The 25,179-nt window shown below is 68.8% G+C and carries 17 protein-coding genes; 14 read left to right on the forward strand and 3 right to left on the reverse strand.

Translation table 11 applies throughout. The annotated features are described in order from the left end of the window. Window positions 1-12 precede the first annotated feature (12 nt). The gene (locus Pla175_RS04620) at window positions 13-1,557 is read right to left on the reverse strand and encodes a 2-isopropylmalate synthase (RefSeq protein ID WP_145281519.1); all 1,545 of its coding nucleotides are present in this window, start codon (window positions 1,555-1,557) and stop codon (window positions 13-15) included. A gap of 371 nt (window positions 1,558-1,928) precedes the next feature. Here Pla175_RS04620 and Pla175_RS04625 point away from each other — a divergent pair, with 371 nt between their 5' ends. The 12 genes from Pla175_RS04625 (at window position 1,929) to Pla175_RS04680 (ending at window position 19,516) form a co-directional block, all read left to right on the forward strand. Continuing rightward, entirely contained in the window at window positions 1,929-2,162 is a 234-nt protein-coding gene (locus Pla175_RS04625; protein WP_145281520.1) for a hypothetical protein, read from the forward strand. 186 nt (window positions 2,163-2,348) lie between these two features. Further along, window positions 2,349-2,798: a DUF420 domain-containing protein gene (locus Pla175_RS04630; RefSeq protein WP_145281521.1), complete on the forward strand. Its 450-nt coding sequence runs from the start codon at window positions 2,349-2,351 to the stop codon at window positions 2,796-2,798. A gap of 258 nt (window positions 2,799-3,056) precedes the next feature. After that, window positions 3,057-5,345: an outer membrane protein assembly factor BamB family protein gene (locus Pla175_RS04635; RefSeq protein ID WP_145281555.1), complete on the forward strand. Its 2,289-nt coding sequence runs from the start codon at window positions 3,057-3,059 to the stop codon at window positions 5,343-5,345. Window positions 5,346-5,450: 105 nt separating this feature from the next. Next, complete coding sequence (locus Pla175_RS04640) at window positions 5,451-6,455, forward strand: AAA family ATPase (RefSeq protein ID WP_145281557.1); 1,005 nt, start codon at window positions 5,451-5,453, stop codon at window positions 6,453-6,455. Next, window positions 6,424-6,984: a DMP19 family protein gene (locus Pla175_RS04645; RefSeq protein ID WP_145281559.1), complete on the forward strand. Its 561-nt coding sequence runs from the start codon at window positions 6,424-6,426 to the stop codon at window positions 6,982-6,984. Before Pla175_RS04640 ends, Pla175_RS04645 begins: the two co-directional genes overlap by 32 nt. 76 nt (window positions 6,985-7,060) lie before the next feature. After that, a complete protein-coding gene (locus Pla175_RS04650) occupies window positions 7,061-7,966 on the forward strand; it encodes a DUF58 domain-containing protein (RefSeq protein ID WP_197527269.1) in 906 nt (301 codons plus the stop codon). A gap of 221 nt (window positions 7,967-8,187) precedes the next feature. Beyond that, window positions 8,188-10,455, forward strand: a complete 2,268-nt coding sequence (locus tag Pla175_RS04655; RefSeq protein WP_145281561.1) for a BatA domain-containing protein — start codon at window positions 8,188-8,190, stop codon at window positions 10,453-10,455. Between the two features lie 2 nt (window positions 10,456-10,457). After that, on the forward strand, window positions 10,458-12,749 hold the full coding sequence (locus Pla175_RS04660; protein WP_145281563.1) for a vWA domain-containing protein: 2,292 nt from the start codon (window positions 10,458-10,460) through the stop codon (window positions 12,747-12,749). 143 nt (window positions 12,750-12,892) lie between these two features. After that, a complete protein-coding gene (locus tag Pla175_RS04665) occupies window positions 12,893-16,387 on the forward strand; it encodes a coiled-coil domain-containing protein (RefSeq protein WP_145281565.1) in 3,495 nt (1,164 codons plus the stop codon). Window positions 16,388-16,440: 53 nt separating this feature from the next. Next, window positions 16,441-17,187, forward strand: a complete 747-nt coding sequence (locus Pla175_RS04670) for a hypothetical protein (RefSeq protein ID WP_145281567.1) — start codon at window positions 16,441-16,443, stop codon at window positions 17,185-17,187. Window positions 17,188-17,249: 62 nt separating this feature from the next. Next, the gene (locus Pla175_RS04675; protein WP_145281569.1) at window positions 17,250-18,308 is read left to right on the forward strand and encodes a prenyltransferase/squalene oxidase repeat-containing protein; all 1,059 of its coding nucleotides are present in this window, start codon (window positions 17,250-17,252) and stop codon (window positions 18,306-18,308) included. 8 nt (window positions 18,309-18,316) lie between these two features. Next, on the forward strand, window positions 18,317-19,516 hold the full coding sequence (locus Pla175_RS04680; RefSeq protein ID WP_197527270.1) for an NPCBM/NEW2 domain-containing protein: 1,200 nt from the start codon (window positions 18,317-18,319) through the stop codon (window positions 19,514-19,516). A gap of 18 nt (window positions 19,517-19,534) precedes the next feature. On the opposite strand, the gene Pla175_RS04685 is transcribed toward Pla175_RS04680, so the two are convergent. Continuing rightward, on the reverse strand, window positions 19,535-20,209 hold the full coding sequence (locus Pla175_RS04685; RefSeq protein WP_145281574.1) for an MBL fold metallo-hydrolase: 675 nt from the start codon (window positions 20,207-20,209) through the stop codon (window positions 19,535-19,537). A gap of 305 nt (window positions 20,210-20,514) precedes the next feature. Between Pla175_RS04685 and Pla175_RS04690 the strand changes: the two genes are divergently transcribed. Beyond that, a complete protein-coding gene (locus tag Pla175_RS04690) occupies window positions 20,515-22,176 on the forward strand; it encodes a sulfatase (RefSeq protein WP_145281576.1) in 1,662 nt (553 codons plus the stop codon). A 91-nt stretch (window positions 22,177-22,267) separates the two neighbouring features. On the opposite strand, the gene Pla175_RS04695 is transcribed toward Pla175_RS04690, so the two are convergent. Then, window positions 22,268-23,473 (reverse strand): 2,3-bisphosphoglycerate-independent phosphoglycerate mutase, encoded by a 1,206-nt coding sequence (locus Pla175_RS04695; protein WP_145281578.1) that lies wholly within the window; start codon window positions 23,471-23,473, stop codon window positions 22,268-22,270. Between the two features lie 315 nt (window positions 23,474-23,788). Between Pla175_RS04695 and Pla175_RS04700 the strand changes: the two genes are divergently transcribed. Continuing rightward, window positions 23,789-25,168, forward strand: a complete 1,380-nt coding sequence (locus Pla175_RS04700; RefSeq protein ID WP_231954192.1) for a glucose-6-phosphate isomerase — start codon at window positions 23,789-23,791, stop codon at window positions 25,166-25,168. The last annotated feature ends 11 nt before the right edge of the window (window positions 25,169-25,179 follow it).

Below are 25,179 nucleotides of genomic sequence, written 5' to 3' on the forward strand. Positions count from 1 at the left end.
GTCAGCGCCCGGTTAGATTGCCCCGGGGCGTTCGCCGTCCAGCGGTTGGCCGCTGCCAACGGCCACCCGGTTTACGGCCGCCAGGAACGCCAGCACGCTGGCCTCAACGGTGTCGGTGGAGACGCCCCGTCCGCGGTAGAGCTTGCCGCCGTGCTCGGCCTCGATGGTCGTTTCTCCCTGAGCGTCTTTGCCCCGGGTCACGCTGCGGACGCGGAAGTCGCGCACCACGATGCTGGTGCCGGTGATCTTCTCGATGGCGTTGAACAGGGCGTCGAGCGGGCCGTCGCCGCCGAAGAAGGTGTCGGAGACAGACTCGTCGGCGCGGCTGAGGGTGACGGTCGAGCTGGGCGTCTGGCCCGAGGCGGCGCGCACCTCGTAGCTCACCAGGCTCCAGGCGTCGTCCTCGGAGCCGATGCGCTTGTCGATCAGCGCGGCGATGTCGGCGTCAAAAATCTCCTTCTTGCGGTCGGCCAGCTTCTTGAAGTCGTCGAACACGCGGTCGAGCTCTTCGCTGGAGACGTGGTAGCCGAGCGCCTTGGCGCGGTCGGCCAGGGCGGCGCGGCCGCTGTGCTTGCCGAGCACCAGGTCGGTCTTGCTAACGCCGACGTCCTCGGGGCGCATGATCTCGTAGGTGCTGCGTTGCTTGAGCATGCCGTCTTGGTGGATGCCCGCCTCGTGGGCGAAGGCGTTGCGGCCGACGATCGCCTTGTTGCGTTGCACCTGCATGCCGGTGATGCCCGAGACCAGCCGGCTGGTGGGCGCCAGGCGGGTGGTTTCGATGCCGGTGTCGCAGTTGTAGAAGTCGCCACGGGTGCGGAGCGCCATCACGATTTCTTCGAGCGCGCAGTTTCCGGCCCGCTCGCCGATGCCATTGATGGTGCACTCCACCTGTCCGGCGCCGTGCTCGACGGCCGCCAGGCTGTTCGCCACGGCGAGTCCCAGGTCGTTGTGGCAGTGGACGCTAACCACCGCGCGGTCGAGGTTGGGGACCCGATCGACGAGCGTCTGGATGACCCCCCCCATGTGCGCCGGCGTGGCGTAGCCGACCGTGTCTGGGATGTTCACCGTGGTGGCGCCCGCGGCGATAGCGGCTTCGACCACCTGGCAGAGGAAGTCCGGCTCGGTGCGCGCGGCGTCTTCGGGAGAGAACTCGATGTTGTCGCAGTACTTTTTGGCGCGTCTCACGCCGGCGGCGGCGCGTGCGATGATCTCTTCCTTGCCCATCTTCAGCTTGAACTCGCGGTGGATGGCGCTGGTGGCCAGGAACACATGGATCCGGGGCCTCTCGGCGCCGGTGAGCGCCTCCCACGCGCGGTCGATGTCTTTGTCGTTGCAGCGCGCCAGCCCGCAGATCTGCACGCCGCGGACCACGCCGGCGATGGCGCGGACCGCCTCGAAGTCTCCGGGAGAGGCGATGGGGAACCCCGCCTCGATCACGTCGACCCCCAGGTCGACCAACGCCTGGGCGACCTCCAGCTTCTCGTTGAGGTCCATGCTGGCCCCGGGAGACTGTTCGCCGTCGCGGAGCGTGGTGTCGAAGATGGTGATGCGGCGCATGAGAGGTGCTAGGTGTTGGTCGTTAGGTATTAGGAAGTTGAGGGCAGCGGTAGTACCAGCCGGCTTAGGGTCGGCGCGGTCTGGCTACAAGCACGAAAAAACCCTGAGGCCTTGGGGAAGGCCTCAGGGTTTTGGTGTTTCGCGAGTCTTGCCGACAGCGCCTACCGTCCCAGGGCCTTTCGGGAAAGGCTGACTAGTAGCAGGCATAGTAGCAAGATCGGCATCGTTGTTCCTTTGGAGTCGTTGTAAGGGACGGGAAGCAGCGGGTCAAGGTTCGCCGGCCGGGGTGAAAAAGTCGCTCTTGGCGGGTGGGGCCGAGAGGGGCAAAATTGGGGCTTCCTTGGCCAAATCAACCGTTCCAGCCCACCGCGATGCCCGGCGAACACCTAGACCTGTCGAGCGATGCAGGGCCCCCACGCGGGGCAAACCGGATGACCGGACGCCCGTTTATCGGGGTCCGGTTCGCCTGTTGCGGGGTCTATACCCGGGTCTACCGCAACCAGGCCGCCACGGCCTACGAGGGACGCTGCCCCCGCTGCGGCAAGGCCGTGAAGTTCCCCATCGGCCCCGGCGGCACCGGCGAGCGGTTCTTCGAGGCCTTCTGATCTGCCCCATTTCAAGCTCAAGCCCCCAATAGCCGACGGGCTCCGCCCCGTCGGGGCGTCGAAAAGCAGCGGCCCCCCACCAGGTTCACCGTCAGCGAGCCCCCCGACGAGGCGTAGCTCGTCGGCAAGGGGGCTTTGTCCTATGCTGCTCTCGTCTCTCCCGAACCCTGCTTCCGGCCCCGCCCCATGCTGCTTGCCGCCGTTGCTGCCCACCCGATTGTCCACCTTAACGCCTCGCTCAACGCGGCCGCGGCGGTGCTGCTGATGGTGGGCTGGGTGCTAATCCGCCAGCGGAAGGAGCAGGCCCACAAGTGGGTGATGATCTCCGCGACCGTTGTTTCCTCGGTCTTCTTGGCGTGTTACCTCTACTACCACTACAACGTCGGCTCGGTGGCGTACGACGGGCCGGTGCGGCCCGTCTATTTCGCGATCCTCATCTCTCACGTGGTGCTGGCCGTGGCGGTGCCGCCGCTTGCGCTCACCACCATCTATCTTGGTCTCCGAGCCCTCGCCGGCTCAGAGGCCAGCCCCCGCTACCGCGCCAAGCACCGCCGGCTGGCCAGGTGGACGTTTCCGGTCTGGATGTACGTGTCGGTGACCGGGGTGATCGTCTACGTGATGCTCTACCACCTGTAGGCCGGCGCCCGAACCGGACGCTTTAACGCCCGGAGGTTTCGTGCTGCAAACCTCCGGGTGCTAACGCTACCGGCTCAATAGGAACGACCGCTAGCGCGTCCCCCAGCCCCGGGCCGCAGGCCCAGCCGCGTAGCGGCGAGCCCCCACCCCCCAGCCCCGTCGCGCAGCGACCAGCGTGACGCGCTGGTCGTCGGCGGGTAGGCTGGTGCGTAGACTTGCGGGGTCCGGCCGCCTCAACCCTTAGCCCATTTCTAGCGTATGCCCCAACGGACCCGTTCGCTCCGTTGCTACGCGACCGCCCTCGCCCTGGCGGCCATGACCACCAGCGTCGACGCGCAGCTATTTGCGCCTCCGTTCGGCGCAGGCGCCGCAGAGACCTTCCCCCCCGCCGCGCCGACCATCGCCAAGGCCCCGGGCGAGGCCCGCCGTCGGCTGATGCAGGTCCAGGCGCTAATCGACGAGCAACTGTGGGAGGAGGCGATCGACGGCCTCGACGAGCTTGCCGCAAGCGGCGAACGCGGCCTGGTTGAAACGCGGCCCGACGTTTACGTTCCGATCGCGGACGTCTGCCAGTCGATGCTGGCGCGCCTGCCGGCCGACGCGCTGGCCATCTACCGTTCGCGTGTCGACGCCGGCGCCGAGCGACAACTCGCCCGGGGCGTCGCCGAGCGCGACCCGGCCCTCCTGCGGGTAGTGACCGGCCAGTGGCTCGCCAGCTCGGCGGGGGACGAGGCGCTGGCGGCGCTCGGCGAGCTGGCGCTGGAAGCCGGCGCCCCCGGGCAGGCCCGTGCGTACTTTCGGATGGTAAGCCCGCTGCTGGTCGGCCCCACGGGGGCCGACATCCCGCGGGCGCTCCGCGGCATCGACCTGGCCGAGCACGCCGATCACGTGCGGCGTATCTGGCTCGAGTCGCCGCGGCCGGAAGAGCTGGTCGTCTACCCCGACGCATCGATCGCCCCGGCCGGCGCGCTGGGGCGGATGATCGTGGCGAGTATCCGCGAGCGAGACTTCGATCGCGCCCAACGCGAGCTAGAACTGCTCACACTGCTCTGGCCCGATGCAACCGGCACGATCGCCGGCCGCGACGGCCCCCTGGCCGGGCAACTGGAGGAGGCGCTCGCGGCGGCGCGCGATTGGCCCAGCGCGTCTCCCGACGCGACGCGCGTCCCCCCGCTGCTCGGGCGGGTCTGGGCCAAGCCGGTAGAGCTGTTGCACCCGAACCAGCCGGCGATCGAACGCCTGCGGGCTATGGCGCCGGGCATCCGCTTTCAAGCCGGCGTGCTGTTGGCGGCACGCGAGGAGAGCCCCCCGGCCGCCGAGGTGGTGGCGGCCGACGGGCTGGCGATCTTCCGCGACGGGGGGCTGATCCGGGCGGTGTCGCTGGCTGCCGGCCAGCCCGCGGTGACCCCCGAGGGGGTGCTGCTGGACGACGGCCGCGGGGGCGCCGTGCGAGACGCAGCAGCCGGGGCGGGGGGCGGGCCGCTGGGCGCGGGGGTGGGCAACCGACTAATGATCGACCCCCGCCTGCGTCGACTGGTGGTGCAACCCAACATGGCGCCGTCGGTCTTTGCCGCGACGGCCGCCCCCCCGGTCGTTGCTGGCCACGTGGTGTACGCCCAAGAGCCGGCTTACGGCCTGGGGGTCGAGCTGCGGGGCCTCGACCTGCGTCGGGAAGCGATCCTCTCGTTCAAGGCGGCGCCGCCGGAAGGCTGGGCGTTCGCCGGACCACCCTGGGTTGAGGGGCCACGGCTCGTGGTCGCGATCCAACAGAGTGAGGTCCGCGCTCAAGTCGGGCTCGCCTGCTACGCCCGCGACAGCGCACGGCTGCTGTGGCAGACGCCGCTGTGCAGCGGGGCGGCCGGCGGGAGTGCGGCGTCTGGGCAACCGGTGCAGATCGCCGTCGACCAGGGGCTTGCGGTCGTGAACACCAATGTTGGCGCCGTGGCCTGTGTAGAGCTGCAGACGGGGAACGTCCGCTGGTTGCGCACGTACGCCCGGGTCGCCCCCGGGTCGGAAGGGGCGGCTCCCGGGGCATGTTTTGTCGCCCGCGGCATGGCTTATGTCGCTCCCAGCGACAGCGACTCGATCCTGGCGATCGACTTTGCCGACGGTACTCTCCGCTGGCGCCGGCCGGCGGTGGACGGCGGCGGACAACTGCTCGGCGTGGTCGACGGCGTGCTGGTGGGCGCGGGGCAGAAGGTTTTTGGCATCGATGCCGCGTCGGGCTCGCTCCGGTACGCGTGGCCAGACGCCGAGCGGAGCGGCATCCTCGGGGCGGGCGCCGCGGCGCTCGCCGGGGGCGAGCTCTTCTGGGCGGCCGGTGGAGAGCTGCTGACCATGGACCCGCGGACGGGGACGCAGGTGCGGTTGCCCGTGCCGCTGCCATGGAAGGATGCCGGCCCCACGCGGCTCGCACCCAGCCGGGCGGGGATCCTGATCGCAAACGCCCGCCAGCTCGAGCTGCTCGGGCCGGTCCCCGCGACGCGTGAGCCGGCAGAAGAGGGCCGGCTGTCCATCCGCTCCATGGGAACGAGAGATATCGAGTAGACTAAAGAGTTCATCAACAAGGACCTTGCCTCTCAGGCCGGGCAGTGCCGGAGGCCATCCCCCTTGAACGCCCCCACCACTCCGCAATCAAACGAGCTTTACCCTATGAGTGACACTTCTGATCGTGAGGCGATCGCCGAGCTGGGCGAGGCGTGCGGCCGGTTGCGGGCCGAGTTGGGGAAGGTGATCGTCGGCCAGCGCGACGTGGTCGATCAGCTGCTGGTCGCCCTGTTCGCCCGCGGCCACTGCCTGCTCGAAGGGGTGCCCGGCCTGGCCAAAACGCTGCTCATCCGCACGCTTGCCGATGCGCTCTCGCTTGAGTTCAACCGCGTGCAGTTCACCCCCGACCTGATGCCCTCAGACATCACCGGCACCGAGGTGATCCAGCAAGACAAGGCCACCGGCGAGCGGCTGTTCCGTTTCCTCCCCGGCCCCGTGTTCGCCAACATCGTGCTGGCCGACGAGGTGAACCGCACCCCGCCCAAGACGCAGGCCGCGCTGCTCGAAGCGATGCAAGAGAAGCAGGTGACCGTCGGCGGCGAGCGGCACGCGCTCCCCGACCCGTTCTTCGTGCTGGCGACCCAGAACCCTATCGAGCAAGAGGGCACGTACCCGCTCCCCGAGGCGCAGCTCGACCGGTTCATGTTCATGGTGCGCGTCGATTACCCGACCGAGGCCGAAGAGCTGCTGATCGTCAAGCAGACCACGGCCGACGTGGTGGCTAAGGTCGAGCCGACGCTCTCGGCGGACGACATCCAGCGGATGAGCCACTTGGTGCGTCGCGTGCCCATCGCCGACCACCTAGCGACCTACGCCATCCAGTTAGTGCGTAAGACGCGCGTGGCGGGGGACGGCGCCACGGAGATGGTCCGCAAGTACGTGAGCTGGGGCGCCGGCCCGCGGGCGAGCCAGTTCCTGGTGATGGGCGCCAAGGCCCGCGCGGCGCTGGACGGGCGGTACTGTGTTGAGGCAGACGACCTCCGCGCCGTGGCCGCCCCCGTGCTCCGGCACCGCCTGGTGACCAACTTCAACGCCGAGGCCGACGGCGTAACGGCGGACGACGTGATCGCGGCGCTGGTTGAGGGAACAGCCGTCGGCGCGGCGGCGTGACGGACGGTTAACCACGAAGGATGCGAAGCGACACGGCAACATCAAGAAGATCGTCGCAGTATTCGCCGTTTTGATGGGCGGCTGTGACGATCGCCGAGAGATCAAGCACATGAACTGGGATGAGCTTTGGGATAAGTATCGAGAAGTGGACTATGAAGGCCTGAAGCAACCAGAGCAGGTTTGGCTCAACACACGTGCGTTCATCGACTCAGTGAACAACGGTGGCTTAATCAGCTTCTTCTACAATTCGGGGGCAGACTTGTACGACGACACCGTTTTCGCTCTTGGTGAATTGAAGGCGTTTGAAGCCCTCGAAGCCCTCGAATCGTTCGGCAAATTATTCGGAGATGATGTTCCTTTCGACATCGACGAACGAAATAGGATTATCAGTGCGTGGGAAGATAATGGACCCGAAGTCAAGGCCTGCGAGAATGTCGATAAGGTCTTGTATCCCCTTTTTCCTAAGCTTGAAGAGACGCTGGAAGCCTATTTGATCGAGCACGGGCTTGACCCGGATTATGGGTTTTAGTCGCTAGGCAGGCGGGGCCTTCCCTACAGTGCTATCCTCCCTTGTGTTCCGTCGTGCTCTTGGTGGTTAAGTTTTCGTGGTTGAAGAGACCGTAAACCCGCTCGACCCCGCGGTCCTCGCCCGCATCAAGGGCCTGCACCTGCGCGCCCAGCGGATCGTCGAGGGGTACGTCGCCGGGCTGCACCGCAGCCCGTTTCAGGGGTTCTCGATCGAGTTCGCCGAGCACCGCGAGTACGCCCCGGGGGACGACCTGCGGTACGTCGACTGGAAGGCGTTCGCCAAGAGCGACAAGGTTTATCTGAAGCGGTACGAGGAAGAGACAAACCTGATCGCGTACCTGGCGCTCGACGTCAGCCAGAGCATGGCGTACCGCAGCGAGGGCGCCGCGATGAGCAAGCTGGAGTACGCCCAGACCGCGGCCGCGGCCATCGCGTACCTGGTGCTGCATCAGCAGGACAGCGTTGCGGTGTCGACCTTTGACGCGTCGGTCCGCCGCCACCTGCGGCCCAGCAGCAGCCCCAGCCAGTTGAATCAGGCGATCACGGTGATGCAGGAGACCGACGCCCAGGAGAAGACCGCGCTCGGGCCGATCTTCCACGACCTCGCGGAGCGCTACACCCGCCGCGGCGTGGTGATTGTGCTGAGCGACTTGTTCGACGACCCCGCGCCGCTGCTGGCGGGGCTCAAACACTTCCACCACCGCCGGCACGACGTCATCGTGCTGCACATCCTCGACCCGGCCGAGCTGGACTTCCCGTTCCAACAAGCAACGCTGTTCAAGGGCCTGGAAGCGGCCGGCGACATCCTGGCGGAGCCCACCCGGCTGCGGGCCGCGTATCAGGAAGAAATCAACGCGTTTACTAGGCAAGTCGAAGTCGGCTGCCACGCCCAAGCAGCCGAGTACGTACAGGTCCGCACCGACCAACCGCTAGACGTAGTGCTGACGGCGCTGCTGGCGAAGCGTTCCAGAAGGTTGAAATGACAACGGCGTATTCCCCTCCCCCCGCAGGGGGAGGGGCTAGGGGAGGGGGTTAGCCACGGGTACACGGCGGGTGTCCCAGGCTTGCTCCGTCAGCAAATGAACACAACCGCGGCAGACGTAGGCTTAGTACCCGCTTCAACCCCCTCCCCCGGCCCCTCCCCCCGCAGGGGGAGGGGAGAAACGATCGCCTGCGGCGACTCCTAACTCCAACTACTTACTCAGTGCCTAGTTTTCTTCTTCCCCTCGCCTTCGGCTTCGCGAACCTCGCCGTAATGGGCTGGGTGGCGGCCGCTGCTGCGCCGATCATTATCCACCTGTGGATGCGGCACACGCACCGGGAGACCCCTTGGGCGGCGGTGCGGTTCCTGCAAGCGGCGATCCAGCGGCGGGCCCGCCGGCTGAAGCTGCAGGAGTGGGTCCTGCTGTCGATCCGCACGCTGCTGATCCTGCTGGTGGTGTTCGCGGCGTCCAAACCGTTCTTAGAGCGGTGGGGGCTGTTGGGGGCGAGCGTTCGCACCCACAGGATGCTGGTCGTGGACGCCTCGATGTCGATGGCGATGGAGAACGACGGCGTCACGCCGCTGGACCGCGCCCGGCAGTTGGCGGCTCAGTTGGTCGACAAGTCGGGGTCCGGCGACGTGTTTACGCTGGTCGAGATGACCCAATCGCCCCGCGCCACGCTGCCGTCGCCGGTCGCCGACCGCGCGCGGGTGCGGCGGATGCTGGGCGCCGTTGAGCAGGCCTACGGGGCCGCCAAGATCGCCGAGGTTCTGCCGGTGGTGAAGACCACGCTTGAGACGGCGCGCGCGGAGCTCCGCGGCATCGACCGGCACGAGGTGCTCTTCTTCACCGACCTCGCGCGTTCGTCCTGGGATCTCACCACCGCGGGGGGCCAGGCCGACCGCTTGCTCACCGCGCTCGCAGAAGAGGCGCAGGTGAACGTGGTCGACACGGGCGTGGCCGGCGCCACCAACGCCGCCGTGACCTCGATCGAGCTTGTCGAGCGTCTGCCGACCGCGGGCCGACCGATGACGGTCCGCGCTACGTTGTCGGCCTTTGGCCGAGGGGGGGGCGCCACGGTCGAGCTGCTGGCCGACGGCTTGCCGATCGCCGAACGGCAGGCGACGCTCGATCCCGCGTCGGCCGTGACGGTCGAGTTCGCCCACCGGTTCGACCGGCCCGGGATCCACACGCTGGAGGCGCGGCTCGGCAGCGACGCGCTCCCGCCGGACGACGTCCGCGGCCTGGCGATCGCGCTGCAGCGGCAGGTCAGCGTGCTCTGTGTCGAAGGACGCCGCGACGATGCACGGCTGGTTTCTCGGGCGCTTGCGCCAGAGGGGGCCGCAGACTCAGCGATCCGAGTCGAGGTGGTGTCTGACGCCCAGTTCGATTCAACCAAGCTCGACCGGTTCTCGGCGGTCTTCTTTTGCAACGTTCCTCGCTTCAGCGAACCCAGCGCCGACCGATTAGCGGGCTTCTTGCAGGGAGGGGGCGGCGCCGCCTTCTTTCTGGGGGACCTGGTCGATCCCGCCAACTACCGTCAGGTGCTGGGTCCCATCGGCGCCGACGGGGCTGCTCCGACGACGGGCCCGCTCTCGTTGAACGGCCCGTCGCTGGGGGTCGCGACCGCGCTCACCAGCGCCCTCCTGCAGGCCCCCGCCACGGCGGGCCGCCCGGCGTTGTTGCCGGCGCTTGTCGGCGAGGCGGTCTCGGATCCCTCGTATCGGCTCGACCCGCTGGACTACAAACACCCGATCGCGGCGCCGTTTGAGGGGCGCCAGCGTGCCGGCCTGCTCACGACCCCCGTGACGCGGTTCTTTCAGCTCACGCCTACGCCTGGGGTCGGCGAGGTCGCGCTGGGGCTCCCGAGCGGCGCGCCGCTGATCGTGACCGGCGGTGGGCGCGGGGGGGGACGCGTGGCCGTAGTGGCCACCGACGGCTCGCTCAACTCGATCGATCCAGCGACCGGGGGCCCCTGGACCGCCATGCCGGCCTGGCCCAGCTTCTTGCCCATCGTCCGCGAGCTGCTGTTTGACGTGGCGCAGTCCGAACAGGCCGCTGCGGTGCTGCCCGGCCAAACGCTCAGCGGGCGCTTGAGCGGCGATGCAGCAGGGGGACCGCAGGGGATGGACCTTTCGGTCCTGCGGCCCGACGGAACCCAAGAATCTATCGCGCTGCCGGCCGGGGCGCGTCAGTGGCGTTACCCACGCACCGACCGCCTGGGCGTCTACCGCATCGCCGCGGGCGACTCCTCGCAATCGGTCGGCGTGGGGATCGTGAACGCCGATCCGGCCGAGAGTGATCCGCAGCGAATCGCGGCCGGTTCGATGCCCGCGGGGGTAAACGTGAGCCGCGTCGCCGCGTCGGACGACGCCCCCGCCACGATCGACCAACCCGCCCCCGTGCACCGTGGGCTGCTCTACAGCGCGCTCGGGCTGGCGCTGCTAGAGACGGTGCTCGCCTCGCGGTGGGGCAGGGGGGGCAAGTAACCATGGACCCACGCACAACCGACGTCGTCTGGAAGCTCGAAACGCACTGGGCGTGGGCGCCCTGGCTCACCACGCTGGTGGTAGCGGCCGCGGTGGCGATTGTGGTGCACGCGTACGTACGCGAGTCGTCGCCGGCGGGGCGGTCCTACCGCACGATGCTGGCGCTGTTGCGGCTGACGACGCTCGCCTTGATCGCCGCGATGCTAACCGAGGCGCTGCTGGCCGGCGTGCGCACCGCGCGTCCCAGGCTGGCGGTAGTGCTCGACCGCTCCGCCAGCATGAGCACCGAAGACTACTACCCCGCGGGGGAGTTGCCGGACGCACTAGCGGACGCGCTGCCCAGCAATCCTTCACGCTACGCCCTGGCCCGCGCCGCGCTCACCGCCGAGAACGGCCGGCTGCTCAAGGCGATCGGCAAGAACTTCGATGTGGCCGTCCGGGACACGGGCGGCGGAGAGGTGTCGCTGGAAACAGAGGATGACGCGGCGCCGGCCTGGGCCGGAGAGTCGCGGCTTGGAGACGCGGTGCTGCGGGCGCTCGACGACCCGTCGGGCCCCCCGCAGGGAGTGCTGCTGCTTTCCGATGGCCAGAACACCGCCGGCCGATCGCTGAGCGAAGCGGCCGAATCGGCCCGCCGGCTAGGGGTGCCGCTGCTCGCCGTCGGTGTGGGCCGCGACTCGGCGCCGCCGGACGTAGAGCTGGGCGACCTGATTGTCGACGACGTGACGTTTGTCGACGACCTGCTGGCGTTCCGCGCCACGCTGCGCGTGCAGGCATCGACCGCCGAGCAGGTGCGTGTGACCCTCACCCGCGACGGGGGGGCCGCACCGCTGGCCGAGCAGACGATCGACGTGCCGACCGGCGCCTCGTCGCACGACGTGCTGCTGGTCTACCGCCCCGAGTCTCCCGGTTCGCTCCGCGCGGCGATCTCCGCGGCCGCGGTGACCGGCGAACGCGACGCGTCGAACAACAAGCTCACGCGCACGATCGACGTCCGCGACCAGAAGATCAAGGTCTTGCTCGCGGCGGCCTACCCCAACTACGAGTTCCGCTACCTCAAGAACCTGATCGACCGCGACTCGACGGTCGAGTCGTCGACGTTCCTGCAGGAGTCGGACCTCGACTACACCGCCACCGACCCCACGGCCGTGGCCCGGCTGCCGATCACCGCGCGAGAGCTGGCGCAGTACGACGCGGTGGTGCTGATCGACTTCGACCCCCGGCAGGCGCCGCGGTCGTTCTGGGGGGGGCTGAGGCAGTTCGTGGTAGAGACCGGCGGAGGGGTGGTGTTCGTCGCGGGGCCGCGGTCGCTGCCGCACGACTACGCCGCGATCGCCGACTTCGCCGAGCTAGCGCCGATCGACCCCAGCGGGTCGCCCGCGGCGGCCGGCAAGCCTGTCGATGCGTTCCGCGTGGCGCCGACTCCGTTTGGATTGCAGGCGCCCAGCTTGCAACTGGGGACCGCGCCCGACGAGACCCGTCGGCTGTGGACCCAGCTCGAGCCGCTCTATTGGTGGACCGACATCGGCCAACTGAAGCCGGCCGCGCAGGTGTGGGCGACGCACCCCACCGCCCTCACCGGCGCCGGCAAGCCGGCCCCGCTGATCGTCGCCCAATACGCGGGGGCGGGTCGCGTGGTGATGCACGCGATCGACTCCACGTGGCGGTGGCGGCGCCGGACCGGCGACGCGCTCTTCGCCCGCTACTGGGTTCAGACCCTCCGCTGGCTCGCCCGCGGCAAGCTGCTGGCCGAGAACCGATCGACCCGCCTGGCGACCGACCGCACCAACTACGAGGTAGGCCAAACCGTTCGAGTCGAGGTGCAGCAGGGGTCGGCCGGCGATCAGCCACCGGGCGTGCTGCTGCAGACCGACGGGGGAGAGCAGCAACGGCTCGAGCTCTCCCCGGTCGCCGGCGCGGCCGGGCGCTACGCGGCGTCGCTCGGCAGCCTAGCGGCGGGAGAGTACCGGTTGCTCCTGGCCGGCGCCGATCCAGACGCCCCGCGGGGGGCCGGCGCCGTGTCGGCCGCGTTCCGCGTCACCCCCCCACCCGGCGAGATGAGCCGCCTCCAGCGCAACCGCGAGGCGCTCCGCGCCGCGGCCGATCGCTCCCGCGGCGCCTACTTCGACATCGAGCAGGTCGATCAGCTAGCCGGAGCGCTGCCGCCGGGCCGCGCGGTGGCGGTAGAGCCGCTCCCGCCGGTCGAACTCTGGAACCGCTGGTGGATGCTGCTGGCGATCACCGGCTGCCTGACGACCGAATGGATTTTGCGTAAACGCAAGGCGATGCTCTAATCCTACTAGACCATGACGGAAAAAAGGAACGCGGATCAACGCGGATGAAGTGAGATCAAACGGAACCTTGATCCGTGCGGATCCCTTCAATCCGCGACAATCCGAGTTCCATTCTTCGTGATTGAGAACAAATAGACAGCTCAATGCACCCACTCAAGCAACAAGTCGAACAACTCGCTTCGCGGCTCCGGCGGCGGGGGCGGGCGGCGGCTGGGCTGACGGTGGTTAGCCTGGTGGTTGGCGCTGCGCTTGCGTTGATGCTTGCCGACGCGTTGCTGCGGCCAAGCGACCCCGGGCTGCGGTGGATCGCTCTGGGCCTGGTGCTTGGGCTGGCGGCTTGGGCCCTGTACCGCTGGCGGGAGGGCCTGTCGGGGCGCGGTTGGACCCCGCTGGCCGCGGCGCGCCGCCTAGAGCAGCGGCAGCCGGCGCTCGGCAGCCGGCTCTCCAGCGCGCTCGCGTTTGTCGATCAACGAGAAGACGATCCCCTGGCCGGGTCGTCGGACCTGCGTCGGGCGGTCGTGATGCGGGCGACGTCCGAGCTTGAGCGCGTCGACGTAGAAACGGCGCTCGACCGGGCGCCCCTCCAACGCGGCCTCCGCGCGGCGGGGGCCGTTGCGGCAGCGGCTCTGCTGTTCTTGTTCGTGGCGCCGCACGCCTTCTTGCTGGCCGGGCAGCGGCTCGCCGCGCCGTGGGCCCAGGCCTATTGGCCGCGGCTGCACCACTTGGAGGTCGTCGACCCCCCCACACGGCTGGCCCGCGGCGGACGGTTCGAGACGAGTGTGATCGATGCCAGCGGCACGCTCCCCGAGTCGGTTGCGTTGCAGTTCCGCAGCGAGACCAACGGACGCAGCCGGGTCGATGAAACGCCGATGCGGCCCGCCGGCGACCGGTTTGTCCTCGACCGCGAGAACGTGCAGCGTTCGTTCGCGTTCCGGGCCGTAGGGGGCGACGACGAAACGATGCGCTGGATCGAGGTGGAGGTCGTCGACCCGCCGGCCGTAGAAAAGTTCTCGGTAGAAGTGGCGCCGCCGGAATACACCGGTGTGGCGCCGGCCGGCAGCGACCGCCACCTGAGGGTGCTCGACGGCAGTCGTGTGACGCTGCGGGGCGAGGCAAAAGCGCCGATCGCCGCAGCCCAAGTCCGCGTTGGCGGCGCCGTCGCGACGCCGCTGGAGGTCTCCGCGCCTCGGGCGTTCGCCACGGGACCGGCCGGGTGGCGTGTCAGGCTGCAAGAGTCCGACGCAGAGTCGCTTCCTGGCTCTGAATCGACGAGCTACGCCATCGGCCTGGCGGCCGCCGATGGCATGCGTGGCGAGAGCAAGCCGTGGCGGTTGCGGATCGAGGCCGACCCGCCGCCGGTGGTGGAGTGGGACACGCCGGGCGAAGACCTCTACTTGGCGCCTACCGCCGTGATCCGGGTCTCGGGGCGCGCGGCAGACAACCTAGCGGTGGCTAACCTAACCCTGGTCGCCAAGAGGGGCGTTGGCGAAGCAGCCGTGACCCAGCGCGTCGCCCTGTGGCAGGGCGCCGCCGACCCCCCGAAACGCGACACGGCATTCCCCGCCGCGGCCGATCGCCAGACCGGCGCCGCGGAATTGCCGCTCGGTCCGATGCAACTGGCGTTCGGCGAGCAGTTGTCGCTGACCCTCGAAGCAGAAGACTACCGCCCCGGCACCGGCCGCGCCACCGCGGAGCGGCGGGTGACGATTATCACGCCAGAGGAACTCGATGAGTTGCTGGCAGACCGCCAGACCCAACTGCTGCAGGCCATGCAGCGCGCGCTCGCCGACCAACGCCAGGCCAGGGAAGACGCCCGCCGGGCGGACGGGGCCCTGCAGGCGGGCGCCCCGGCAGCCGAGGCGCTCGACGGCATCGCGCTGGCCGGCGACGCGCAGCGGCTCGCGGACCAAGCGGTGTCCGAACCAAAGCGGGGCGCCGCGCAGCTCGCCCGCGGGTTGCTCGAGCAGCTCACGATGAACGGCGCCGCGCGGCCCGAGTTGCAGTCGCAGCTAGAGCAGGTAGCCGAGCGGCTCGACGCGGTCGCCCAGCAGGCCATGAACGAGGCGTCGCGGGCCCTCGCCAAGGCCCGGCAAGCGGTCGCTGCCGGTGAACCGGCCGACCGGTCGCGTGAGCCCTTGGCCGAGGCGATCGATCAGCAGTCGGCCGCCGCCGCGGAGCTGGAGGCCCTGATCGACGAGCTCGGGGACTGGAACCAGCTTGAGCGGCTGGCGACCCGTCTGGGCGAGCTGCGAGACGATCTGCAACAGCTTCAGTCCCGCACCGCCCGTGGAGCGGCCGCGCAGGCCGCCGGCGCCGCCGCCGAAGACGGGGAACAAATCGCCGAGGAGCAGGCCGACATCGCCCGGCGTTTCGAGAAGCTCCAGCAGGCGATGAAGGACGCCGCCCAAAGCGGCGCGCCCGCGTCCGACCGGGTGGCCGACGCGCTGGCCCAGTCGCAGTCTCGCGGCACCGCGTCGAAGCTGCGCGACGCGCAGCGCGACGTGCAACAGGACGCCCTGGGACGGGCGTCGCAGTCGCAGCAGTCGGCCGCAGAAGACATGGCGCAGATGCTCGATGCCCTGCGCCAGCAGACGCCGACCGACGCTGACAAGCTAGCCAGCGAGCTGCGTGAGGCCCGCGACCAGTTGCAGAAGATGCGCGACCAGCTCGATCAGGCCCGCGACCAGCAGGCGCGCGGCGAGAACGTTTCTCCGCAGAACGAGCAGCTTGCGCAGCAGGCCCAGCAGATGGCGCAGAAGCTCGATCGGCTCACTGCGCCGGACGCCTCGCAGAGCGCCCAGAGCGCTTCGGGAGAGATGTCGCAAGCGAGCCAGGCGGGCGAGCAGGGGGGGCGCCAAGAGGAACGCGAAGCGATGGAGCAGGCAGACCAAGACCTGGCCGACGCGCAGCAGAAGATCGACGAGCGTCTTGAGGAGCTGGAGGAAGAACAGATGCGGCGTATCCTCGACCAGGTGGCCGAGCTGGTCGAGGGCTTCATCAGACGACAGACCGAAGCGCTCGACGGGACGCTGAGGGCCGACTCCGAGCGGCAGTCTTCGGGGGTAGAGCCTGCTGCGATCAAGGACGCGATCGAGACGCTGGCCGGGGACGAGCGTACTCTGGCCACCGATGTAGAAGACGCGGCCCAACTCGCGGCGATGCGGAAGGTGTTCAACCTGGCGCTGCTGGCCGCCGCGGACGAGCTGCGGGCCGCGGCCGAGCTGCTGGACCGGGGCGACACGGGACGCGAGACGCAGCGGCGAGAAATGGCGGCGTTGTCGCGGCTGAAGCATGTCGCCCAGGTGCTGCGGAGAGAGCCGCCGGAACCCGACCCGGACGCCGAGCAGCCCCCCGGCGACGGCGGAGGCCAGGGGGGGCAACAACCGCCGGAGGGCGAACCCCCGATCGATATCGCCGAGCTGAAGCTGATCCGGCTGATGCAGGTGGAGCTGAAGGCGCAAACCGCGGTGCTCACCGCCGATCTGGCGGACGCCGCTGGCGATGGCCCCCCCGCCGAGCAGGCGAAGCAGCGTTCGGCGGAGCTAGCGGCCCAGCAGCGGCAGCTTGCCGAGCTGGTCCAGGAGCTGATGCAGCGTAATAATAATGCCCAGGGCGGCGACGACGGCTTTAACCTATAGTGGATTTGGTCAGGCGAACCCTACTTCCGGAAACCCCACTCGGAGAGACACGGATGCGATACCTGCCCGCCGGCGTTCTGACCTTGGCCGTGCTTGCTTGCGTCCTGCCCTCTCCGTGGGCCTGCGCCGCGCCGGAGTCGGCGTTTGGCGGCCTGGGGGGAGCGCCCCTGGAAGGAGGCGTGGCGGACCTGCTCCGCGCGACCGAACCCGAGGCGCCGCCGGCGGACGCCGACGCCCCTCCGGCGATCGAGCCGGGCCTGCTGGAACGTTTGCTCCAGGGTGGACCCGCCGAAGGCGGAGAAGACCTTGGTCAGCCCGCCGCCAATCCGCTCGACGGCATCCAGTCGAAGATGCAGCGTGCCGAGTCGCTGATCAACGCCCGCGATGTCTCCGGCGATGTTGGCAAGGTTCAGCAGCAGGTTGTGGACGACCTCGACGAGCTGATCAAGAAGGCGGAAGAACAGTGCAAGAACTGCCAGAGCGGCAAGCCCGGAAAGCCGGGCGAGAAGCAGGCCAGCCAGCGTTCGAAGCCCAAGCCGGGTTCGAAGCCGGGCCCGCCCCAACAGGCGAACCAGAACTCGCAGGCGCCAGCCAAAACCTCTAGCACACGCCTGGGCGATTCGAACGCCACCGGCAGCGGCGGCCGGCCCCCCGAGGAGCTGATGAAGGAAGTCTGGGGTCGGCTCCCGGCGCGGATGCGTGAGCAGATGCTGCAATCGTCGCCGGACGAGTTCCTGCCGGAGTACCGCGAAGAGATCGAGGCCTACTACCGCGAGCTGGCCGCCGAGCCGGTCAAGTGACTACGGACGACGGGCTGTCGCGGAGACGCGGTGACGCAGAGAACGAAGGAGCGCGGCACACAGTGGTTTCACCGTTTCTCTCAATCTCTCTGCGCCTCTGCGCCTCTGCGAGAGGTTTTCTGCGTTGCTACTGCGCCGCAGCGTTCCCGTGGTGCCTCCTGGCCGGCGCCGCGCTCGGCCAAGGGGAGCTGATCACCCCCGCCACCGACGCCGCCATCGATCGGGGATTGCGCTACCTCTCCGGGGCGCAGCTCCAGGATGGCTCGTTCGGCACCGTGGGCTATGGCCGTAACGCTGCGGTGGTCGCCCTGGGCGGGATGGCGATGCTGGGCTCTGGGAGCGAGCCGGGCCGCGGCCCCTACGGCAAGCAGCTCGACCGCTGCATCGAGTACCTGATGGCCAACACGGACGCCAGTGGGTTCATCAACGCAGACGGCGCCAGCAGCCACGGGCCCATGTACGGTCACGGCTTCGCGACACTGTTCCTGGCCGAGGCCTACGGCCAGAGCGACCGCCGCGAGCTGAGGGACAAGCTGGAGTCGGCGGTGCAGCTAATCATCAGCGCCCAGAACGATGAAGGGGGCTGGCGTTACACGCCGCAGCCGGTGGACGCGGACCTGTCGGTCACGATCTGCCAGATCATGGCCCTGCGGGCGGCGCGCAACGCGGGCGTCTTTGTTCCGAACCAGACGGTCGACCGCTGCATCGCCTACGTGCGCAGGTGTCAGAACCCCGACGGCGGCTTCGGCTACACCCCGCAGGATCGATCGAGCCTGTTCCCACGGTCCGCGGCGGGCGTTGTGGCGCTGTACAACGCGGGCGTGTACGAGGGGGCAGAGATCGACCGCGGCCTGAAGTACCTGCTCGCCCAGCGGCCCGACGGTCGGCTGGCGGCGCGGCAGGGGCACTTCTACTACGGACAGTACTACGCGGTGCAGGCGATGTGGCAGGCGGGCGGCGAGCCGTGGGACACTTGGTACCCGGCGGTCCGCGACACCCTGCTTGGTCTCCAGCAGGGGGACGGCTCTTGGGCCGATTCCAACGGCCCGCAGTACGGCGCCGCGATGGCGCTGATCGTGCTGCAGACCCCCAACGACATGATCCCCATCTTTCAGCGATGACGCCCCGCGTGACCCATTCATTGATGCTCGCGGCGGCGCTGATGGCGCTCGCGGCGTCGGCTGCACGGGGGGCGCCCGACGCGGCGCCCGATCGCACCGCGGCGCCCACGATCGACGCCGACGGCCGGGTGTCGACCCCCGGCGCCGACGGCGAGACGGTGGAGCACGAAGCGGGGGCCTTTGTCCGTTGGGGCGCCCCTCGCGAGTCGCGCGGCCGCTGGGTAGCGGAACTCGCTGACGGCTCACGCGTGGTGTTGTACCCGGCGTGGACCCGTCGGGCTTCGGTTTCCATCGACGCCGAACGGGTCTCGCTGCGTGGCGAGTCGCTCTTGCCGATCGAGGCGCCAAGGTCCGCCCTGCGCCGGCTGCTGATCAAGGCGGCTGACGACACGCTGCTGCTCGACGCCTGCACCGAACGGGGAACCCCCTCCGCCGACCTGCTGTGGACGGCCGCGGGCGACCGGCTCGAGGGCCGGTTGGCAGGCGTGCAAGAACGGGTGGTGAAGTTCGAGGCCGCGGGGCAGCCGGTCGAGCTCCCGTTGGCAGAGATCGCGGCGCTGCGGCTCGCGGGCGCCGATCGAGAGCACGACACGGCGCGACTAGCCATCGGGTTGGCCGACGGTTCGTTGCTGTTGGCGGCCGAAGCGGTGCTCGACGCGTCGGGTCTACGCGCCAAGCTAGCCGGCGGTTTGGAGGCGGCCTCGGACAACCCCGAGTCGGTCGTTTTCGTGCAGACGCTCGCGGGCGGGTTTCGCTACCTCTCCGACGCCCGCCCGGTCGACTACGTGCAGACGCCGTATTCAACCATCAAGTGGCCCTTTGCCGTAGATCGCTCGCTGACCGGCGGGCCGCTGTGGGTCGACGGGCAGCGACGCACCAAAGGGATCGCGTGTCACTCTGCGTCGCGGATTATCTACAAGCTGGAGCCCAACGACCGCCGCTTCCGCAGCGAGGCCGCCCTTGAAGACGACGCCGGCCCCGGGGGGAGCGTTATCTTCCGTGTGCTGGCGATCCGCGACGGAAAGTTCGAGCCGCTTTTTGCCAGCGAGACGGTCCGCACCGGCGATCCGCCGATCGCGATCGACGTAGACGTGTCGGGGGCTCAAGGGATCGCGCTCGTCGCGGACTACGCCGACTACGGCGATCAGTCGGACCACGCGGCGTGGATCGACGCGCGGCTTGAAGAAGGTGAGCCACAGAGTCGCTAAGGCGAACCCTTCGGCGCCCTATTTTTGCAATTCACGGCGGCGGACCGACGCAGACCTAACCGGACCGCCATGGCCCAGGCGCCAAACGCCCGGCGCTTCGTCTAGCATTCGACCGATGCTCTGCTTCAGCAGCGGCACGTCCTCGGCAAAGTACGGCAGCCGGGGGACCGCGGGGGCGATCAGCCCACCCAGCAGGCCGCCGATCACAAGGTCGCCCACCACCGCGTCGCCGTCGTCGAACACCAACGAAACCGAGCCGGCCGAATGACCGGGCGTGTGGACGACGCGTGCGCTCAGCCCCAACCCGTCGAGCCGATCGCCGTCTTCCAAGGGCTTGTCGGCCCGCAGCCCAGGGAAGGGGTGGTCCACGATGGGCAGCAGCAACCGGTGCCTGAACCGCAGCGGTCGTAGGGGGCCCATCACGCCGCGGGCCAGCATGTCGCCGTCGGCCGGGTGCAGGTAGACCGGCGCGCCGCTGGCTTCGCGCAGCGCGAGCGCGGCGCCGGCGTGGTCTGTGTGGGCGTGCGTCAGCACGATGGCCGCCAATTCCTGGGGCTCCACCCCGAGCGTGCTGAGGCCGCGGAGGATCCTCTTCCCTTCGCCGGGGCTGCCGGCGTCGATCAGGACGGGCCGCTCGCCGACCACCAGCAGGGCGTTGGAGAGCCTGAGGGGCAGTGTGAAGAACTGAGTCATGAAAGCACCGGCTGGCCGCCAAGCAGGTTGGATTAGATCGGTTCAACAGGCGGGTTGCAATCTGGATCGACGGCCGCTGGCCGTCTACAAAGCGGGCGCCCCCCTTGTTTTCGAGGCCTTGGCTTTCGGGGTCCAGGCGCCTTGCAGATCGCTCTGTTGTCGCGAACCCAAGGGCGTTGGCGCCGTAAGCTAGAATTGAGGGGCACACGGGGCCGACGCGGGAGGCCGCTCGCCCGGAGCCGGCTTCTTCGGCTAGAATGCCCGGATTGCCTGTCTTACGAAAGCACCTGCCACCTTAGGCCGTCATGAAGGGATACTTCCTGCTGTTCGGTTTTCTCTTGGCCAGCGTCGCGTCTGCGGCGGACCGGCCCCCCAATCTTGTGGTGATCCTGGCCGACGACGTTGGCTACATGGACCTGGCTAGTTACGCGGCGCGTGTGCGCGAGGTTCCGACGAGCGAGCTGTACTACGAGACCCCCAGTCTCGACCGGATGGCGGCCGAGGGGCTTTCGTTCACCCAGTTCTACGTGAACCCGCTCTGCTCCCCGACGCGCGCCTCGCTGCTGACGGGCAAGTGGGCGGCGCCGATGGGCTTTACCACCGCCACCCCCAGCAGCGTCACCACCTATTACAACCAGGGCCTCGAGCCCCCCAGCGGCTACCACGAGCAAGACGTGGTCCGCCACCGCGACCGCATCGACCAGCAGCAGGCGCTGCTCAACGCCCGCACGTTGACCGCGCTGCCTTCGGGCCGATCGCAAGACCACGGACGCAACGAGGTATCGCTCGCCGAGGCGCTCCCCACCTACCATTCGGCCTTCTTGGGCAAGTGGCACGTGGGGGGGCACGGGGCGTTGGGGTATCAGCCGTCGGATCAAGGTTTCCAGTCGCTGGCGTACTACGACTCGGGGAGCTCGCCCTACTTCCGTTGGCGGCCCCTCTGGAGCCGCGAGCGACTCGTCTTCTCCAAGATGCGGCAGAAGAAACTGATGTGGGGCAACCCGGGCCCCGAGACCGGTCAGGAGTACCTCACCGACGACCTCGCCGAGCAGGCCGCAACGTTCATCAAAGGCCGCGCGCTCAAGCCGGACCAGCCCTTCCTGTTATGGTTCGCTCACTTTGCCTGCCACGCGCCGATCGAAGCAAAACCAGAGATGATCGCGGCGTTCGACGCCCGGGGCGCCATCGAGGACGACGGACGCTCGAACTCTACCTACGCCGCGATGCTCAAGAGCCTCGATCAGTCGGTCGGCCGGATCATGAAAGAGCTCCGCGACACGGGCCAAGCAGAGAACACGGTGGTGGTGTTCCTCAGCGACAACGGCGGCGTCGACTGGCTCGAGGGGGGGCCCACGTCGAACGCGCCGCTCAAGGGGGGCAAGGCGACGCTGTTTGAAGGGGGCATCCGCGTGCCGATGATCGTGTGGGCGCCCGGCCGCGACGGGATCGCCCAAGGGGGCGCGCTCTGCAACAAAGCGGTGCACGGCGTCGACCTCTACCCCACCCTCACCGCGCTGGCCGGCGCCAAGCCCACGCCCGAGATCGACGGCGAGAGCTTTGCGACGTTGCTCAAGGACCCGACCGGCAAGACGCCCGGCTACAACCGCCTCAAGATGTACTGGCACTACCCGTTCAACGTAGACGTGCCGCACCCCGAAGACCGCCAGCCGCTGACGCCCCACTCCGCGATCCGCAGCGGCGCCTACAAGCTGATCGTCGACTGGCACGGCCGGCTCCGGCTGTACAACATCGAAGAAGACATGCGGGAAGAGCACGACCTCAGCGAGAAGGAGGCCGACCGCGCAAAGCGGATGTTCGCCGAGCTGTGCGACTGGCTCGACAAGAACGTCGACGAGCGCTACATGCCGAAGAAGAACCCCAAGTACGACGCGAAGGAAGACCCGCGGGAGTACCCGTTCAAGGACCTGCGGAAGGAGCTGCTGGGGAAGGCGGGGTTTGAGGGCTAGGCGGACGCGTGAGGGCTGAAACCCCTCGCAGGAGCGCGCCGCCGCGCTCCTGCGAGAGGTCCTTCAGCTGCTACGTCGGGCGCCGCCGGACCTACGCGCCGTACTTGCCTAGCCGGCCGGCGTTGGCCAGCGCCAGCGTCATCAGGTGCTTGGCCTCGAACTGCCCCAGGCCGCCGGTCACGCAGTCGCGTTCGCCAAACGCGGTCGCCGCGTCGGGGCGGCAGTGCTTGGCCCACAGCAGCGTGGGGACCGGGTGCCAACTATGGCTCGCCAGCATGCTGGGGGTAGAGTGGTCGCCGGTGGCGATCACCACGTCGGGCTTCAGGGCCAAGATCTGCGGCACCGCGGCGTCGTACTCTTCGGTCCGCTTCACCTTGGCGTCAAAGTTGCCGTCTTCGCCGGAGGAGTCGGTGTACTTGAAGTGGATGAAGAAGAAGTCGTACTTGTCCCAGTTGGCCTTGAGCACCTGCATCTGCTCGTCGAGCGTCTTCGCGTCGCCCACGATGTCCATCCCCGCGAGCCGCGCCAGGCCCTTGTACATCGGGTAGACGGCGATCGCCGCGGCCCGCAGCCCGTACGCCTCGTCGAAGCTGGGGAGCGACGGCTTGCCCGCCACGCCGCGCAAGGTGCAGCCGTTGGCCTTCTTCTCGTCCTTGAGGATCTGCTGCGCTTGTTTCACAAACTCGTTGCAAATCTCAGCGGTCTTCTTGCTCCCCGGGTCGGTCGGCTTGGCCGCTAGCGGGGGGACGCCGGTGAGCTGCGGGTCGGTGTCGGCGACGGCGCCTTCAAGCCCCGGGCCGCGGAACACGATCACGAAGCGGTGCTCCTTGACCGGCTCAACGAAGACCTCGATCCCGGGGATCTTCACCTGACGCAGCTTGATCGCCAGCGGGGCGCTCTCTTCGGAGGGGATGCGGCCGGCGCGGCGGTCGGAGATGTTTCCTTGGGCGTCGAGCGTACAGAAGTTGGCCCGCACGGCGACGTCGCCCTCCCGCAGCTCAAAGCCGATGCCGGTCGCTTCAAGCGCGCCGCGGCCGATGAGGAACTTCACGGGGTCGTAGCCGAACAGCCCCAGGTGCCCCGGGCCGCTGCCGGGCGAGATGCCGGGCGCCACGGGGATGCTGCCACCGAGCACCCCTTCGCGGGCGAGCTGGTCGAGGTTGGGGGTGTTGGCGGTCTCAAGCTCCGTCTTGCCCCCCGGCTCCTGCGGCAGGCCGCCGAGCCCGTCGCCGACGTACAGGACGATCTTGGAGTCGTTCTTCACCAACAGGGGCTTGATGAGGGCGTGGGTGTCCATGGCGGTCGCGGTCAGGATTTGAGATGGGTTAGGTAGGCAGTAACAATCAAGGCGCCACAAGGGCCCCTAGCCGCCGGGCTACGCCCCGGCGGTGGGGCTCGATGGACGCTGCGTCTCAGCCCCTCCGCCGGGGCGTAGCCCGGCGGCTGTTTCGGGTTCGATTGGGGCCGCACTTGTGTTTTTTCAGGCGCCGGGGCGTCGTTCTCCCCACAATCCTCTCCATCTTCCCCCGGTCAGCAAGTGCCCTCCCGGGGCGTTTGGCGATATACTCGCGACGAGACCCGCGCAACCCACGCACCGCCAAGAAATATGGACATGATTTCCTACGATCCCTCTGGTGTGTTCCTCCCCGAGCACGGCATCACCCCCGCGACGCTAGCGGCCCTAGCGCCGAAGCTGGAAGAAGCCCGCGACGACGTGATGGCCGACACCCAGCTCTGGGCCGACGCCGCGGACGTGCCCGCCCAGAAGCAGCCGCTAGACGCCGGTTTTCACCTGCTCCCCGATCGCCTGCTCGACGAGCTGGCCAACCGCGGCGCTGAGAGCGAGGTCGCCCGGCTAAAGGCGACCGCCGACCGGCTGGCCGGCGAGCTGGGGAGCGTGGTGGTGCTGGGGATCGGCGGCAGCTACATGGGCGCCCGGGCGTTGATGGAGGCCTGCTGCCACCCCTACCACAATCAGGCGCCCCCGACGCTCCGCGGGCAACGGCCGAAGATGTACTTCGAGGGGAACAACGTCGACAACGACGCCGCACAGGGCCTGCTAGACCTGCTCGCCAGCGAGACGAGCCGGTGGGGCGTGGTGGTGATCTCCAAGAGCGGCGGCACGCTGGAGACCGCGGCGGCGCTGCGGATCTTCTTGCGCAAGCTGCACGCCGACTACGGCCCCGGCGAGCTCGGGCGGCTGGTGGTGCCGGTGACCGGCGAGAGCGGCAAGCTGTTCGACCTGGCCGGCGCGCTCGGCTGCACCGAGATCTTCCCGGTTCCCGACGGCGTCGGCGGCCGGTTCAGTGTGCTTTCGGCGGTCGGCCTGCTGCCGGCCGCGATCTTGGGGCTCGACATCCAGAAGCTGCTCCAGGGCGCCGTGGCGATGAACCACCACTTCCGCAACGCCGCGCCCGCGGAGAACGTGGTGATGCAGTACGTTGGCGTCTGCCACGCCCTCGAAGCCGAGCGTGGCTGCACCACACGCATCCTCAGCACCTGGGGCAAGCGGCTCGAAGCACTTGGGCTGTGGTACGACCAACTGCTTGCCGAGAGCCTCGGCAAGCAAGAGCGTGGCGCCCTGCCGCTGACGATCGTCAACACACGCGACCTTCACAGCCGCGGGCAGCAGCACCAGGAGGGGGTCCGTGACAAGCTCATCACGAACGTGATTGTCGAGTCGCACGAGCGCGACGCGCTGGCCATAGGCCCCAGCGACAACAACCAGGATCAGCTCAACGCGTTGGCGGACAAGACGCTGCCGGAGATCCTCTCGGCGGCCATCGCCGGCACCAACCAGGCCTACCGCGAAGACAACCGGCCCACGGCCGACCTCAGGCTGCCGCGGCTCGACGAGCACGTCATGGGGCAGGTGTTGCAGATGTTCATGCTGGCCACGGTGCTCGAAGGTCGGCTGATCGGCATCAACCCCTATGGCCAGCCCGGCGTCGAAGCCTACAAGAAGAACATGAACGCGATCCTGCGGAAGTAGTCGGTCTACGC

The organism is Pirellulimonas nuda, from assembly GCF_007750855.1.
In the GTDB taxonomy this organism is placed as follows: Bacteria; Planctomycetota; Planctomycetia; order Pirellulales; family Lacipirellulaceae; genus Pirellulimonas; species Pirellulimonas nuda.